Source organism: Burkholderia sp. Bp9015 (assembly GCF_003853505.1).
Lineage (GTDB): Bacteria > Pseudomonadota > Gammaproteobacteria > Burkholderiales > Burkholderiaceae > Burkholderia.
In genome coordinates this window covers 143,673-159,167 of record NZ_QTPZ01000006.1, presented here as the reverse complement: position 1 = coordinate 159,167, position 15,495 = coordinate 143,673, and the positions used below count along the sequence as shown (strand labels likewise).

Annotated in this window: 13 protein-coding genes; 12 read left to right on the top strand and 1 reads right to left on the bottom strand. The window is 65.0% G+C overall.

The genetic code is table 11. The features are described from left to right. Positions 1–39 precede the first annotated feature (39 nt). The 10 genes from DIE12_RS09325 to DIE12_RS09280 all read left to right on the top strand — a co-directional run bounded on the left by DIE12_RS09325 (position 40) and on the right by DIE12_RS09280 (position 9,548). Entirely contained in the window at positions 40–564 is a 525-nt protein-coding gene (locus tag DIE12_RS09325) for an ATP synthase subunit I (RefSeq protein WP_124486822.1), read from the top strand. Between the two features lie 119 nt (positions 565–683). Further along, entirely contained in the window at positions 684–1,535 is an 852-nt protein-coding gene (gene atpB, locus DIE12_RS09320; RefSeq protein WP_039351439.1) for a F0F1 ATP synthase subunit A, read from the top strand. A 75-nt stretch (positions 1,536–1,610) separates the two neighbouring features. Further along, positions 1,611–1,883 (top strand): F0F1 ATP synthase subunit C, encoded by a 273-nt coding sequence (gene atpE / locus DIE12_RS09315; protein ID WP_021160442.1) that lies wholly within the window; start codon positions 1,611–1,613, stop codon positions 1,881–1,883. A 129-nt stretch (positions 1,884–2,012) separates the two neighbouring features. Next, positions 2,013–2,483 (top strand): F0F1 ATP synthase subunit B, encoded by a 471-nt coding sequence (locus DIE12_RS09310; protein WP_006477283.1) that lies wholly within the window; start codon positions 2,013–2,015, stop codon positions 2,481–2,483. A gap of 2 nt (positions 2,484–2,485) precedes the next feature. Beyond that, positions 2,486–3,025: a F0F1 ATP synthase subunit delta gene (locus DIE12_RS09305; RefSeq protein WP_014895498.1), complete on the top strand. Its 540-nt coding sequence runs from the start codon at positions 2,486–2,488 to the stop codon at positions 3,023–3,025. Positions 3,026–3,069: 44 nt separating this feature from the next. Then, positions 3,070–4,611: a F0F1 ATP synthase subunit alpha gene (gene atpA, locus DIE12_RS09300; protein ID WP_014895499.1), complete on the top strand. Its 1,542-nt coding sequence runs from the start codon at positions 3,070–3,072 to the stop codon at positions 4,609–4,611. 69 nt (positions 4,612–4,680) lie between these two features. Next, positions 4,681–5,556, top strand: coding sequence for a F0F1 ATP synthase subunit gamma (gene atpG, locus DIE12_RS09295; protein ID WP_034209645.1), 876 nt, complete (start codon positions 4,681–4,683; stop codon positions 5,554–5,556). A gap of 66 nt (positions 5,557–5,622) precedes the next feature. After that, positions 5,623–7,017, top strand: coding sequence for a F0F1 ATP synthase subunit beta (gene atpD / locus DIE12_RS09290; protein ID WP_044845237.1), 1,395 nt, complete (start codon positions 5,623–5,625; stop codon positions 7,015–7,017). 120 nt (positions 7,018–7,137) lie between these two features. Next, positions 7,138–7,563 (top strand): F0F1 ATP synthase subunit epsilon, encoded by a 426-nt coding sequence (locus tag DIE12_RS09285; protein WP_006477288.1) that lies wholly within the window; start codon positions 7,138–7,140, stop codon positions 7,561–7,563. A gap of 257 nt (positions 7,564–7,820) precedes the next feature. Then, positions 7,821–9,548: an AMP-binding protein gene (locus DIE12_RS09280; protein ID WP_124520447.1), complete on the top strand. Its 1,728-nt coding sequence runs from the start codon at positions 7,821–7,823 to the stop codon at positions 9,546–9,548. Positions 9,549–10,275: 727 nt separating this feature from the next. Here the strand turns inward: DIE12_RS09280 and DIE12_RS09270 are convergent. After that, complete coding sequence (locus tag DIE12_RS09270) at positions 10,276–11,082, bottom strand: transporter substrate-binding domain-containing protein (protein ID WP_124520448.1); 807 nt, start codon at positions 11,080–11,082, stop codon at positions 10,276–10,278. A gap of 149 nt (positions 11,083–11,231) precedes the next feature. Between DIE12_RS09270 and hemE the strand changes: the two genes are divergently transcribed. Together hemE and DIE12_RS09260 are read left to right on the top strand one after the other, a co-directional pair. After that, a complete protein-coding gene (gene hemE, locus DIE12_RS09265; RefSeq protein ID WP_311766328.1) occupies positions 11,232–12,326 on the top strand; it encodes a uroporphyrinogen decarboxylase in 1,095 nt (364 codons plus the stop codon). Positions 12,327–12,774: 448 nt separating this feature from the next. Further along, positions 12,775–15,036 (top strand): primosomal protein N', encoded by a 2,262-nt coding sequence (locus tag DIE12_RS09260; protein WP_124486826.1) that lies wholly within the window; start codon positions 12,775–12,777, stop codon positions 15,034–15,036. Positions 15,037–15,495: the final 459 nt, after the last annotated feature.

Sequence of the window (15,495 nt, the reverse complement as noted above, 5' to 3'; positions counted from 1 at the left end):
AAGCAGGGGCCGGGTTCAAGGATTTTGCGGAAGATTGCGATGGCGGGTCAGGCGCCGAACGACGGGCACGATGATCACCGAGCGCAACGCACCGCTTCAGCGGCCGGCGAGCGGCGCGAGTCCGACGACGACTGGGATGCCGAGCAGCAAGATAACAACATCGTTCCGCTCACGCGGACGGAAGCCGAGAGGTTGTTCGGTCCGGACGTGAGCAAGCCGTCGCGCGTGACCCCCTACAAGGTGGTGATCGCGCAGGTGGTCTTGTCCCTGGTTGCAACGCTGGCGTGGTGGCTGTTTTCAAAGTCGCCGGGCGCCGCTGCGCAATCCGCGTTTCTGGGCGGGGCGATCGGCTGGGTGCCAAGCGCGTTGTTCGTGGCACGACTGAAGGCAGGTGGCTCGGCCACCGTGATGAGCTGGGTGATGGGCGAAGCCCTGAAGCTCGGCGTGACGATCGGGATGTTCGCCGCAGTGGCGTACGGCTACGCCGGCGTGCACTGGCCGGCACTCCTCGTCACCTACCTCGTCGTGCTGAAGACGTACTGGATCGCGCTGGCCTGGCGGTAAGCAACAAGCAGCGTGCGGTTTCGACAACGAATCGCACCGGCCCGTTCCCGCAATCGCGGCAATAGCGTATTGCGGAACGGGGCAAAACGATTTTCGACAATTTGGGTGGCATTAACGATATGGCAGCTAGCGAAGGCACGCGCGGTCCGGATCCGTCCGAGTACATTGCGCACCACTTGCAGAATTTCTCCACCTCGCATCAGACGTCGATTTTCGACATCCACGTCTGGAACCTCGACACGCTGTTCTGGTCGATCGTGTGCGGCATCGTGACGATCCTCCTGCTGCGTCTGGCCGCCCGCAAGGCGACGTCGGGCGTGCCGGGCCGTTTCCAGTGCGCGATCGAGATGCTCGTCGAAATGGTCGAGGATCAATCGAAGGCCATCGTCCACGGCAACCGCACCTTCATCGCTCCGCTCGCCCTCACGGTGTTCGTGTGGGTCGCGCTGATGAACTCCCTCGACTTCCTCCCCGTCGACCTGCCGGGCCGCGTGATCGGCCTGCTCGGTCTGTCGGACGTGATTTCCCACCATCGCATCGTCCCGACGGCCGACCTGAACGGCACGCTCGGCATCGCGCTCGGCGTGTTCGTCCTGATGATCTACTACAGCATCAAGATCAAGGGCGCGGGCGGCTTCGTGCATGAGCTGCTGTCGGCCCCGTTCGGTGCCCACCCGCTGCTGTGGATCCCTAACCTCGCGCTCAACATCGTCGAATATCTCGCGAAGACCGTCTCCCTCGGCATGCGGCTGTTCGGCAACATGTACGCGGGTGAGCTGTTGTTCCTGTTGATCGCCCTGCTCGGCAGCATGTGGAGCTTCGGTGGCGACGCAACGTTCCTCGGCTTCGTTGGTCACGTGATCGCGGGTAGCGTCTGGGCAATCTTCCACATCCTGATTGTTCTGTTGCAGGCATTCATCTTCATGATGCTGACGCTGGTGTATCTCGGCCAAGCGCACGACAAGCACTAAGCGCGGCGTGCAAAAAAGAGTTTCCGTTTTAGTTTTTTAAATCTCAGTTCCAAGTCTTTTCACAAAGGAGTGATCATGCAAGCTTACATCGCCAACATCCAGGGTCTGACCGCCATCGGTATCGGCATCATCATCGGCCTGGGTGCAATCGGCGCCTGTATCGGTATCGCGCTGATGGGTGGCAAGTACATCGAAGCCTGCGCACGTCAGCCGGAACTCATCAACCCGCTGCAAACGAAGATGTTCCTGCTGGCCGGCCTGATCGACGCTGCATTCCTGATCGGCGTTGGTGTCGCAATGCTGTTCGCGTTCGCGAACCCGCTCCTGTCGAAGCTCGTCGCAGGCTAAGGTTCCTCGGAAATATGCGACCGGCGTGAGCCGGCGCAGGGCGGAACGGAGACTTGGGGCGCTGATCGAATGCAACTCGATGAGCGCCTTACCGTTTCATTTTTCCGGAATAGCAGATAAGGAAACACCGTGAATCTCAACGCAACTCTGTTTGCGCAAATGGTCGTGTTCCTGGTCCTCGCGTGGTTCACGATGAAGTTCGTGTGGCCGCCGTTGATCAACGCCCTCGACGAACGTTCGAAGAAGATCGCCGACGGCCTCGCAGCCGCGGAGAAGGGCAAGGCGGAACTCGACGCAGCGCACAAGCGCGTGGACCAGGAACTCGCGCAGGCCCGCAACGACGGCCAGCAGCGCATCGCCGACGCTGAAAAGCGTGCCCAGGCGGTCGCCGAGGAAATCAAGGCCAACGCCCAGGCTGAAGCCGCCCGCATCGTCGCCCAGGCGAAAGCGGAAGCAGAACAGCAAATCGTGAAGGCGCGCGAAGCGCTGCGTGGCGAAGTCGCCGCGCTGGCCGTGAAGGGCGCCGAGCAGATCCTGAAGCGCGAAGTCGATCAAACGGCCCACGCCCAACTGCTGAATCAACTGAAAGCCGAGCTCTGATCATGGCCGAACTTGCAACCATCGCCCGCCCTTACGCAGAAGCGCTGTTCCGCGTGGCCGAGGGAGGTGACATCGCCGCCTGGTCCACGCTCGTGCAAGAGCTGGCCCAGGTTGCGCGTCTGCCGGAAGTGCTGTCGGTCGCGTCGAGCCCGAAGGTGACGCGCACGCAAGTAGCCGAGTTGCTGCTTGCTGCGGTGAAGTCGCCGGTCGCGGCCGGCGCCGAAGCGAAGAACTTCGTGCAGATGCTGGTCGACAATCATCGCATCGCGCTGCTGCCGGAAATCGCCGAGCAGTTCGAGGCGCTCAAGAACGAACGTGAAGGTGCAGCCGACGCCGAGATCGTGAGCGCGTTCCCGCTGAACGGCGCGGATCTCGAAAGCCTCGTCTCTGGCCTCGAACGCAAGTTCAAGCGCAAGCTGAAGCCGACGGTCGAAGTCGATTCGTCGCTGATCGGCGGCGTGCGCGTGACGGTCGGCGACGAAGTGCTCGACACCTCGGTTCGCGCGCGCCTCGCATCGATGCAGGCTGCCTTGACCGCCTGAGCGCCACGCCGGCACGCAACAGAATTGACTATCAGGAGCGAATAATGCAACTCAATCCCTCTGAGATCAGCGAGCTGATCAAGAGCCGGATCCAGGGCCTTGAAGCGAGCGCAGACGTTCGCAACCAGGGCACCGTGATCTCCGTGACCGACGGTATCGTGCGTATCCACGGCCTGTCGGACGTGATGCAGGGCGAAATGCTCGAGTTTCCGGGCAACACGTTCGGCCTCGCGCTGAACCTCGAGCGCGACTCGGTCGGCGCGGTGATTCTCGGCGAATACGAACACATCTCGGAAGGCGACATCGTCAAGACGACGGGCCGCATTCTCGAAGTCCCGGTTGGTCCGGAACTCGTCGGCCGCGTGGTCGATGCGCTCGGCAACCCGATCGACGGCAAGGGCCCGGTCAACGCGAAGCTGACCGACGCGATCGAAAAGATCGCCCCGGGCGTGATCTGGCGTAAGTCGGTGTCGCAGCCGGTGCAGACGGGCATCAAGTCGATCGACGCGATGGTGCCGATCGGCCGTGGCCAGCGTGAGCTGATCATCGGCGACCGTCAGTGCGGCAAGACCGCCGTGGCGCTCGACGCGATCATCAACCAGAAGGGCAAGGACCTGATCTGTATCTACGTCGCGATCGGCCAGAAGGCTTCGTCGATCATGAACGTGGTTCGCAAGCTCGAAGAAACGGGCGCGATGGAATACACGATCGTCGTCGCCGCTTCGGCTTCGGATTCGGCAGCGATGCAGTACCTCGCGCCGTACGCCGGCTGCACGATGGGCGAATACTTCCGCGACCGCGGCCAAGACGCGCTGATCATCTATGACGACTTGACCAAGCAGGCTTGGGCATACCGTCAGATCTCGCTGCTGCTGCGCCGCCCGCCGGGCCGTGAAGCATACCCGGGCGACGTGTTCTATCTGCACTCGCGTCTGCTCGAGCGTGCTGCTCGCGTGTCGGAAGAGTACGTCGAGAAGTTCACGAACGGCGAAGTGAAGGGCAAGAGCGGCTCGCTGACGGCACTGCCGGTCATCGAAACGCAGGCTGGCGACGTGACCGCGTTCGTTCCGACGAACGTGATCTCGATTACCGACGGCCAGATCTTCCTGGAAACCGACCTGTTCAACGCAGGCATCCGCCCGGCAATCAACGCCGGCGTGTCGGTGTCGCGAGTCGGCGGCGCCGCTCAGACGAAGGTCGTGAAGAAGCTGTCGGGCGGTATCCGTACCGACCTCGCGCAGTACCGTGAACTGGCCGCATTCGCGCAGTTCGCATCGGACCTCGACGAAGCGACCCGCAAGCAGCTCGAGCGCGGCCGCCGCGTGACGGAACTGCTGAAGCAGCCGCAGTACCAGCCGCTGCAGGTCTGGGAACTGGCCGTGTCGCTGTACGCCGCGAACAACGGCTACCTCGACGATCTCGACGTCAAGCAAGTGCTGTCGTTCGAGAAGGGCCTGCGCGACAACCTGAAGACCAGCCACGCTGACCTCATCAAGCGCATCGAAGACACCAAGGATCTCTCGAAGGACGACGAAGGCGCACTGCGCTCGGCGATCGAATCCTTCAAGAAGTCCGGTGCCTATTGATCCGCGAGTGACACACTGAGGCCGCGCGGGTGCTGATGCGCCCGCGCCGCTTCGGTCAAGGAGCAAGCTATGGCTGGAATGAAGGAAATTCGCGGCAAGATCAAGAGCGTGCAGAACACGCGCAAGATCACGAAGGCGATGGAGATGGTGGCTGCATCGAAGATGCGTCGCGCGCAGGAACGCATGCGCGCCGCTCGTCCGTATGCAGACAAGGTCCGTGCCATCGCCGCGCACATGAGCCGTGCGAACCCGGAGTACCGCCACCCGTTCATGGTGGCAAACGACGGCGCGCAGACGGCCGGCATCATCCTCGTCACGACGGACAAGGGTCTTTGCGGCGGTCTGAACACCAACGTGCTGCGTGCGACGGTGCAGAAGTTCAAGGAGCTGGAAGAGAAGGGCCAGAAGGTCGAAGCCACCGCGATCGGCGGCAAGGGCCTCGGGTTCCTGAACCGCTTCGGCGCGAAGGTGATGTCGCAGGTCGTGCACCTCGGCGACACCCCGCATCTGGACAAGCTGATCGGCGCCGTGAAGACGCAGCTCGATCTGTACTCGGAAGGCAAGCTGTCGGCGGTCTATATCGCTTACACGCGCTTCGTCAACACGATGAAGCAGGAAGCCGTGATCGAGCAGCTGCTGCCGCTGTCGTCGGAACACTTCGAAGCCGATGACGGTACGCCGGCCACGTCGTGGGACTACATCTACGAGCCGGACGCGCAGGCAGTCGTCGACGAACTGCTCGTGCGTTACGTCGAGGCGCTGGTGTACCAGGCCGTCGCGGAGAACATGGCGTCCGAGCAATCGGCGCGGATGGTCGCGATGAAGGCCGCGTCCGACAACGCGAAGACGGTGATCAGCGAACTGCAGCTCGTGTACAACAAGAGCCGCCAGGCCGCGATTACGAAAGAACTGTCGGAGATCGTCGGCGGCGCAGCCGCTGTTTAAGCGCGCGCCACGGACGACAACTGCGCCCTTGCGCGAGTAAAGAATCAGGTATTTAAAGGAAAAGCGATGAGTACTGCTGCTTTGGTAGAAGGCAAGATCGTACAGTGCATCGGCGCCGTTATCGACGTGGAATTCCCGCGCGACAGCATGCCGAAGATCTACGACGCGCTCATTCTCGATGGCTCGGAACTGACGCTCGAAGTCCAGCAGCAGCTGGGCGACGGCGTGGTCCGTACCATCTGTCTGGGTGCATCCGACGGCCTGCGCCGCGGCCTGACCGTGAAGAACACGAGCAAGCCGATTTCGGTTCCGGTCGGCAAGCCGACCCTCGGTCGTATCATGGACGTGCTCGGCCGTCCGATCGACGAAGCCGGCCCGATCGAAAGCGAAACGACGCGTTCGATCCACCAGAAGGCTCCGGCGTTCGACGAACTGTCGCCGTCGACCGAACTGCTCGAAACGGGTATCAAGGTCATCGACCTGATCTGCCCGTTCGCGAAGGGCGGCAAGGTTGGCCTGTTCGGCGGTGCTGGCGTGGGCAAGACCGTCAACATGATGGAGCTCATCAACAACATCGCGAAGGAACACGGCGGTTACTCCGTGTTCGCGGGCGTGGGCGAGCGTACCCGTGAAGGGAACGACTTCTACCACGAAATGAAGGACTCGAACGTTCTCGACAAGGTCGCGCTGGTGTACGGCCAGATGAACGAGCCGCCGGGCAACCGTCTGCGCGTCGCGCTGACCGGCCTGACGATGGCCGAGCACTTCCGTGACGAAGGCCTCGACGTGCTGTTCTTCGTCGACAACATCTACCGTTTCACGCTGGCCGGTACCGAAGTGTCGGCACTGCTCGGCCGTATGCCGTCGGCAGTGGGCTATCAGCCGACGCTGGCTGAAGAAATGGGCAAGCTGCAAGAGCGCATCACGTCGACCAAGAAGGGCTCGATTACGTCGGTCCAGGCCGTGTACGTCCCTGCGGACGACTTGACCGACCCGTCGCCGGCAACCACCTTCGGCCACCTGGACGCAACCGTCGTTCTGTCGCGTGACATCGCTTCGCTGGGTATCTACCCGGCGGTCGACCCGCTGGACTCGACGTCGCGCCAGATCGACCCGAACGTGATCGGTGAAGAGCACTACTCGATCACCCGTCGCGTTCAGCAGACGCTGCAGCGCTACAAGGAACTGCGCGACATCATCGCGATTCTGGGCATGGACGAACTGTCGCCGGAAGACAAGCTGTCGGTCGCACGTGCGCGTAAGATCCAGCGTTTCCTGTCGCAGCCGTTCCACGTCGCTGAAGTGTTCACGGGCTCGCCGGGCAAGTACGTGCCGCTGAAGGAAACGATCCGTGGCTTCAAGATGATCGTCGACGGCGAGTGCGACCACCTGCCGGAACAGGCGTTCTACATGGTCGGCACGATCGACGAAGCCTTCGAAAAGGCCAAGAAGATCCAGTAACGGCTTGAGTGAGTCGCAAGCCGGCGTGTGCCGGCCGGAGCAATCAGTCAGCGATGACTTTGTTCCGGCTGCTCGCGCCGGCCGCAATACGCTCAACCCGTGGATGAGATTGGAGTCGATATGGCAACCATCAAAGTAGACGTCGTCAGCGCGGAAGAGCAGATCTTCTCGGGCGAGGCGAAATTCGTCGCGCTGCCGGGCGAAACGGGTGAGCTGGGCATTCTGCCGGGCCACACGCCGCTCATCACCCGGATTCGTCCGGGTGCGGTGCGCATCGAAGTCGAGGGCGGCAACGACGAATTCGTGTTCGTCGCAGGCGGCATTCTCGAAGTGCAGCCGGGCGCCGTGACGGTGCTCGCCGATACCGCGATCCGCGGCAAGGACCTCGACGCGGCGAAAGCCGAGGAAGCGCGCAAGCGTGCCGAGGAAACGCTGCAGAACGCGAAGTCGGACCTCGACCTCGCAAAGGCGCAATCCGAGCTCGCGACCGCGATGGCGCAGCTCGAAGCGATCCAGCGTCTGGCGAAGATCCGCAGCCGGCACTGAGCCGCGCGCGCGTATCCCGCGAAAGAAAGCAGCCTTCGGGCTGCTTTTTTTTCGCCCGTCGTTTTCGTCTGTTTTTTGCGGGCCGGATCGTATCGTCCGGTCGTGCTATTTCATCCGTCCGCCGCGATTTGATGTCAGAGTGTCGTCAGCAGAGCGCGGCATCATCCGGCAGAGGCAGTCCGCCGCGATCGTGGCGGAGCAGGCAGGCGCGCGAGCCGCGCGCCGGGCCGATCAGACAAAAACGGACGGAGACATCGATGGCAGCAGACCTTGGCAAGGGGGCGCTGATCGCGCCCGAAAACGGACTGTCGTACGTGCGCGGCGCGACCGACGTGCCGCTATCCGAAGCGACGATCAGCCGGTTCCTGCTCGACACGGCCGGCCGCTTTCCCGATCGTCCGGCCGTCGTATTTCGCGAACAGCAGGTGCGCTGGACCTGGCGCGAATTCGCACACGAGGTCGACGTGCTCGCGGCGGGCCTCGCCGCGCTCGGGATCGTGAAGGGCGACTGCGTCGGCATCTGGTCGCCGAACCGCAGCGAATGGCTGCTCACGCAGTTCGCGACCGCGCGCATCGGCGCGGTGCTCGTCAACATCAACCCGGCCTACCGGCTCGCGGAACTCGAATACGCGCTGAACAAGGTCGGCTGCAAGGCCGTGATCGCGGCCGAGCGCTTCAAGACGTCCGCGTACGTCGAGATGCTGCAGACCATCGCGCCTGAGCTCGCGAGCGCGACGCCGGGCGACCTGCATGCGGCGCGCGTACCGAGCCTGCGAACGATCGTTTCGATGGGCGAGGCGGCGCCGGCCGGCATGTTCCGCTTCGCGGACGTGATGGCGCGCGGCCGCGACACGCTCGATGTCGCTCGGCTCGACGCGATCGGCGCGACGCTCGTGGCCACCGAGCCGATCAACATCCAGTTCACGAGCGGCACGACCGGCAGCCCGAAGGGCGCGACGCTCACGCACCGCAACGTCGTCAACAACGCACGCTCGATCGCGGCGGCGATGCGCTTCACCGAACAGGATTCGCTCTGCATCCCGGTGCCGTTGTATCACTGCTTCGGGATGGTGCTGGCCGTGCTCGCGTGCGTGTCGAAGGGCGCGGCGATGGTGTTCCCCGGCGAGGCATTCGATCCGGTCGCGACGCTCGCGGCCGTGGCCGACGAACGCTGTACCGCGCTGCACGGCGTGCCGACGATGTTCATCGCGGAACTCGATCATCCGGACTTCGCGAAGTTCGACCTGTCGACGCTGCGCACCGGCATCATGGCCGGCTCGCCGTGCCCGATCGAGACGATGAAGCGCGTCGTGTCGCAGATGCATTTGCGCGAGATCACGATCGCGTACGGGATGACGGAGACGAGCCCCGTGTCGTTCCAGAGTTCGACCGACGATCCGCTCGAGAAGCGCACGACGACGGTCGGGCGCATCCAGCCGCACCTGGAGGTGAAGATCGTCGATCCGAACGGCGAGATCGTGCCGGTCGGCGCGACGGGCGAGCTGTGCACGAAGGGCTATTCGGTGATGCTCGGCTATTGGGACGACGACGCGAAGACGCGCGAGGTGCTGGTCGACGGCTGGATGCATACGGGCGACCTCGCGACGCTCGACGCGGACGGCTACTGCAATATCGTCGGTCGGCTGAAGGACATGGTGATCCGCGGTGGCGAGAACGTGTATCCGCGCGAGATCGAGGAATTCCTGTTCAGGCATCCGAAGATTCAGAGCGCGCAGGTGTTCGGCGTGCCCGATCCGAAATACGGCGAGGAGCTGTGCGCGTGGATCGTGCTGCGCGCGGACGAGCAGATGACCGAGGACGACGTGCGCGCGTTCTGCAGCGGCCAGATCGCGCACTACAAGATTCCGCGCTACATCCGCTTCGTCGACGAGCTGCCTATGACGGTGACGGGCAAGGTGCAGAAGTTCGTGATGCGCGACCGGATGATCGAGGAACTGAAGCTGAACGTGCAGAAGACCGCGTGAGAGGCCGGTTGGCCGGCGGCAGGAAAAACGCGGCGGCCTGCGGGCCGTTGCGTTTTCGATGGACGAAAAAAAGCGGGCTTATTAGCCCGCTAAAAACCACACGCTACGGGGTTAGCGCGAGGAGACCAAAGATGAAACCGGATCCGGCGGGGGGCCGGAAACGACTCCAACAGGGATGCCCCTCGGAAGGGCTTCGGTACGTGACCGACTGGCTCGCAGCGCTTCGCGTCCGCTCACACTTGGCACACGAGACCGCATCCGTGTTGAAACCGTTGAGGCCATTGTGGGCGAATTGCTCACCCCTCGCGGTAACAAAGTGTTTCAGGTTGTAACGCCCGCCAGATAAGGCTTTCCGGGATTTTTTGCTGTTTTCGGGGTCCTGAAAAAGGTCATATTTACCCATCTTTTCCGCAGAGTTTTCAGCGGTTGCACATAATGCGTTTTTCATGCGTATCAGCATCGGTGAATGGCCGATTTACACGCCCGAATGTGCATCGCGCGGCACATATCGCATATGACGATTCATTCGTCAGAAAGATTTTGAAACGTGATCGGCGCGCGCGGTAGTCGGCTATTCGGCCAATTTTCGCGATTTTACGTCTTCAGCCCCCTGCGCCGTGTGTAACGGGGGGCGGCGGACGGCCATACTACCGCCCGCGCCCCGTTCGCCTGCTGCGATAGCGGGGGCGTGTCTGCTATCGGCCGCCGTTGCCGCCCGCGATCGTGCTTACTTCAGCCACTTGTCGGCGATCGCCTGGTATTCGCCGGTCGACAGCGCGAGGTGCAGCCACTGGTCGACATACTGCTGGAACACGACGTCGCCGCGCGGCACCATGTACGCCTTTTCGCCGAACTGGAACGGCTTGTCCGGATGCACCGAGCACAGGCCCGGATTCAGCTTTTGCTGCAGCAGCGTCTCGGATGCGTCCGTCACCATGACGTCCGCCTTGCCCGCGATGATCTGCTTGAAGATCGTCACGTTGTCAGGGTAGACGGTCAGGTTCGCGTGCGTGAAGAACTGCTTCGCGAAGCGCTCGTTGGTGCCGCCCGGGTTCACGATCACGCGTGTCTCGGGTCGGTCGATCTGTGCGACGGTCTGGTACTTGTCGGCGTCCGCGCAGCGCACGATCGGCGTCTTGCCGTCGACCACGTACGGCTGCGTGAAGAACACGCGCTTCTGGCGCTCGAGCGTCGTCGATACGCCGCCCACCGCGATATCGCACTTCGCGACGAAGTCGCTGGTGAGGTTCGACCAGCTCGTCTTCACGAAGTCGGCCTTCACGCCGAGCGATTTCGCGAGCGACTCGGCCATGTCGATGTCGATGCCTTCGAAGCGGCTGTCGCTCCGGTAGTACGAATACGGCTTGTAGTCGCCCGTCGTGCACACGCGCAGCGTGCCGCGTGCGAGCACGTCGTCGAGCCGCGAGCCGGCCGCGGCCGCGGACGACGGTGCGGTCGTACCCTGCGCGTGCGTGGCGGCGCAGCAAAGCAGGGTGGCGGCGGCGAGTGCGGCGCGCGTGGCAAATGTCTTCATCGGTCTCCTCCGTGGATCGGTTCGATATCAGCGTCCGATCATAACGGAGCCATCGCGCGCGTCATATGGCCGCCATCGCATCGACATACGCAGCCGTGCGGCCCCGCTCCGGTAAAATGCCGCTTTGCCTTCGCATCGTCGCTCCTACCGTGGCCCATACCCTGCTCAACGACACCTTCCTGCGTGCGCTTCTGCGCGAGCCGACCGACTACACGCCGATCTGGCTGATGCGCCAGGCTGGCCGCTACCTGCCCGAGTACAACGCGACGCGCGCGCGCGCCGGCAGCTTCCTCGGCCTTGCGAAGAATCCCGATTACGCGACCGAAGTGACGCTGCAGCCGCTCGAGCGCTTCCCGCTCGACGCCGCGATCCTGTTCTCGGACATCCTGACGATTCCCGACGCGATGGGCCTCGGCCTCGACTTCCAGGTCGGCGAAGGGCCGAAGTTCGCGCATCCGGTGCGCACCGAGGCCGATGTCGCGAAGCTCGCGGTGCCCGACATCGAGGAAACGCTCGGCTACGTGACGGGCGCCGTGCGCGAGATTCGCCGCGCGCTGACCGACGGCCAGGGCCGCCAGCGCGTGCCGCTGATCGGCTTCTCGGGCAGCCCGTGGACGCTCGCGTGCTACATGGTCGAAGGCGGTGGGTCGGACGACTTCCGCACGGTGAAGTCGATGGCGTATTCGCGCCCCGACCTGATGCACCGCATCCTCGACGTGAACGCGCAGGCCGTGGCCGCGTACCTGAACGCGCAGATCGAAGCCGGCGCGCAGGCCGTGATGATCTTCGATACGTGGGGCGGCGCGCTGGCGGACGGCGCATACCAGCGCTTCTCGCTCGACTACATCCGCCGGGTGGTCGCGCAACTGAAGCGCGAGCACGACGGCGAGCGCGTGCCGGTGATCACGTTCACGAAGGGCGGCGGGCTGTGGCTCGAGGAAATCGCGGCGACCGGCGTCGACGCGGTCGGGCTCGACTGGACGGTCAACCTCGGCGCCGCACGCGAGCGTGTCGCGGGGCGCGTTGCGCTGCAGGGCAACCTCGACCCGACGATCCTGTTTGCGCCGCCGGCCGCGGTGCGCGAGCAGGCCCGCGCGGTACTCGACAGCTACGGCAATCATCCCGGCCACGTATTCAACCTCGGCCACGGCATCTCGCAGTTCACGTCGCCCGACCACGTCGCCGAACTCGTCGACGAAGTGCACACGCACAGCCGCAAGATTCGTAGCGGAGCGGCGGGCTGAGCGCAAGCGCTGTCATGCTGCGCTGCGGGATGACGGCGTTTCGCTGTCGGCGCTAAACAGGGCGCAACCCCGCCCCGGTTGCCGATCCATCGCTTGTCAAGACTTGACTTATGCACATTTTCCACGTTGCAGCGCGGTAGAGCCCTGCATCGGTCGAATTGTCTCGCTATGGTTGGGTAATTTGAATAGCAGCCTTATGGAATAAGGCTCCGCGGGGCGCGGCACACGGCGGCCGGAAACAGCGGAAAGCACGGCCCCGCGCGCTTTGCGGCGATTGGACGGGGAGTTCTCAACAAAGTTATCCACAGGCTGGTCAGGGTATACGGCGATTCCTAATGCGAATCCAAAACTTAGCGCCGAATCTGAAGTTTTACTTTAAGTCCGTCACCGTGATGCGGACTCGGATGCAAGTCGTCCGTGCGCTGTGCGCTGCCGCCGGAGCGCGGTGATGGACGGCACCTACCTGCGGGTCGCCCTCGACCATCCGCTCGCCACCCTGTTCGACTACCGCTGCGACGTCCAGCCGGCGCCCGAGCCAGGCACCCTGGTGCAGGTGCCGTTCGGCAAGCGGCAGGTCGTCGGCCTCGTCTGCGAAGTGACGACTCACACCGACGTGCCGCCGTCCCGCTTGCGGGCAATCGACGCGATCTGTACCGAGCTGCCGCCGCTGGCGCCGGACTGGCTTGCGCTCGTCTCCTTCGCGGCCGACTACTACCAGCGCGGTCGCGGTGAAGTCGCGCTGCCGGCGTTGCCGCAGGCGCTGCGCGACGCGGAGCGCTGGGGGCGGCTGCTGGCGCCCGAAGTGCGTCACCGGCTGACCGAAGCCGGCCGCGCGGCGCTCCCCGACGCACTGCCCGCGCGCGGGGCCGCGCTGCGGCGGCTCGCGCAGGCACTCGCCGACACCGATTCGCTGACGCTGCCCGATGCGCGCGCATTGCACCCGAAGGCGGCGGCCACGCTCGACGACTGGGCGGCGCGCGGCTGGGTCGCGATCGAGGAAATCGGCTGGGCCGACGCGCCTGTGCCCAAAGCTGTGGATAACCTGTCGACAACCGGTGGACGAACTGTGCCGCCGGCGCTCACCGACCAGCAGGTCGAGGCGCTCGACGCGATCCGCGCCGCGCAGGGCTTCGCGCCGTTCCTGCTGCATGGCGTGACCGGCAGCGGCAAGACCGAGGTGTATCTGCATGCGCTCGCCGCGCTGCTCGATGCGCGGCCCGACGCGCAGGCGCTCGTGCTCGTGCCCGAAATCAACCTGACGCCGCAGTTCGAGGCCGCGTTTCGCGCGCGCTTCGCAGGCACGCTCGCCGACGACGCGATCGTCACGCTGCACAGCGGGCTCGCCGAAGGCGAACGCGCGCGCAACTGGCTCGCCGCGCACACGGGCCGCGCGCGGATCGTGCTCGGCACGCGGCTCGCGGTGCTCGCGTCGCTGCCGACGCTCGCGCTGATCGTCGTCGACGAGGAGCACGAGCCCGCGTACAAGCAGCAGGAAGGGCTGCGCTATTCGGCGCGCGATCTCGCGGTGTGGCGCGCGAAGCATCTCGGCATTCCGGTCGTGCTCGGTTCGGCGACGCCGTCGCTCGAGACCTGGTGGCAGGCCGAGCAGGGGCGCTACACGCGGCTCACGCTGTCGCGCCGCGCGGTGGCCGACGCGACGCTGCCGACCGTGCGGCTGATCGATCTCGAAGAGGAGCGGCGGCGCGGGCGCGCGTCGATGGGCGGGCTGTCGGGGCCGCTCGTCGCGGCGCTGAAGGCGCGGCTCGAGCGCGGCGAGCAGAGCCTCGTGTTCCTGAACCGGCGCGGCTACGCACCGCAGCTTGCGTGCGACGCGTGTGGCTGGGTCGCCGGTTGCCCGCGCTGCAGCGCCTATGTCGTGCTGCACAAACCCGAGCACGCGTTGCGCTGCCATCACTGCGGCTGGGAAGCGCGCATTCCGCGTTCGTGCCCGGAATGCGGGAACGTCGACATCGCGCCGCTCGGGCGCGGCACGCAGCGCATCGAGGAGGCGCTCGCCGAGGCCGTGCCGGGCGCACGGATCCTGCGGATCGACGCGGACAGCACGCGGCGCAAGGGCAGTGCGCAGGCGCTGTTCTCGGATGTCCACGCCGGTGAAGTCGACATCCTGGTCGGCACGCAGATGATCGCGAAGGGGCACGACTTCCAGCGCGTGTCGCTCGTCGGCGTGCTCAATGCCGACACCGCGCTGTTCTCGCACGACTTCCGCGCGAGCGAGCGGCTGTTCGCGCAGCTCATGCAGGTGAGCGGCCGCGCGGGGCGCGCGGGGCTGCCGGGCGAGGTGCTGGTGCAGACGCGTTATCCGCGTCACGCGCTGTATCACGCGCTCGGCCGGCAGGATTACGTCGGCTTCGCGAATTCGACGCTCGGCGAGCGCCGCGACGCGCACCTGCCGCCGTTCGTCTACCAGGCGCTGCTGCGCGCCGAAGGGCGCACGCTCGACGCGGCGCTCGCGTTCCTGCTGCAGGCCGCGGCCGCGTTGCCGGGGCTGCCGGGTGCCGATCGCGTGACCGTGTACGACGCGGTGCCGATGACGATCGTGAAGGTCGCGAACGTCCACCGCGCGCAGCTGCTGCTCGAAAGCGCGTCGCGGGCCGCGCTGCAGCACGCGCTGCGCGCATGGCAGCCGGAACTGCGCGCGCTGAAGGGCGTGCTGCGGTGGAGCGTCGAGGTCGATCCGCTCGATATATGAGCGGCGCGGCGGCGGTCGTCGTGCCGCGCGCCGCTTCCTCGGTACCGAGCTGCCGAGCTGCCGAGCCGCCGAGCCGCCGAGCCGCCGAGCCGCCGAGCCGCCGAGCCGCCGAGCCGCCGAGCCGCCGAGCCACCGAGCCACCGACCCGCCGACCCGCCGACCCGCCGACCCGCCGACCCGCCGACCCGCCAACCCGCCAACCCGCCAACCCACCAACCCCGCCGCCCGCACCGAGCGGCATGCGATCCCCGCCGGGCGCGTTCCATACCTACCTGCGGTACCTGCCGACCCGGCCAGTGCAACCCGTCTTTCCCCTCCGCCGCGCACACCGAAGGTTGCCCACGCGCACCAACTCGCCCTCGATCAGGGAAAACACCGATCCGCCCACCACGGGCAACCCCTAGGTTGCGACCTTATAAGTGGCTGATTATATTGAGTAACTTCGAGGTGCAACCAATC

Bases quoted from the DNA above. Each gene is read 5' to 3' on its own strand.
- DIE12_RS09270 (WP_124520448.1), bottom strand. From the start codon at position 11,082: ATGAAGACATTTGCCACGCGCGCCGCACTCGCCGCCGCCACCCTGCTT.
- atpG (WP_034209645.1), top strand. From the start codon at position 4,681: ATGGCTGGAATGAAGGAAATTCGCGGCAAGATCAAGAGCGTGCAGAAC.
- DIE12_RS09280 (WP_124520447.1), top strand. From the start codon at position 7,821: ATGGCAGCAGACCTTGGCAAGGGGGCGCTGATCGCGCCCGAAAACGGA.
- DIE12_RS09285 (WP_006477288.1), top strand. From the start codon at position 7,138: ATGGCAACCATCAAAGTAGACGTCGTCAGCGCGGAAGAGCAGATCTTC.
- atpD (WP_044845237.1), top strand. From the start codon at position 5,623: ATGAGTACTGCTGCTTTGGTAGAAGGCAAGATCGTACAGTGCATCGGC.
- atpB (WP_039351439.1), top strand. From the start codon at position 684: ATGGCAGCTAGCGAAGGCACGCGCGGTCCGGATCCGTCCGAGTACATT.
- DIE12_RS09305 (WP_014895498.1), top strand. From the start codon at position 2,486: ATGGCCGAACTTGCAACCATCGCCCGCCCTTACGCAGAAGCGCTGTTC.
- atpA (WP_014895499.1), top strand. From the start codon at position 3,070: ATGCAACTCAATCCCTCTGAGATCAGCGAGCTGATCAAGAGCCGGATC.
- atpE (WP_021160442.1), top strand. From the start codon at position 1,611: ATGCAAGCTTACATCGCCAACATCCAGGGTCTGACCGCCATCGGTATC.
- DIE12_RS09260 (WP_124486826.1), top strand. From the start codon at position 12,775: ATGGACGGCACCTACCTGCGGGTCGCCCTCGACCATCCGCTCGCCACC.
- DIE12_RS09325 (WP_124486822.1), top strand. From the start codon at position 40: ATGGCGGGTCAGGCGCCGAACGACGGGCACGATGATCACCGAGCGCAA.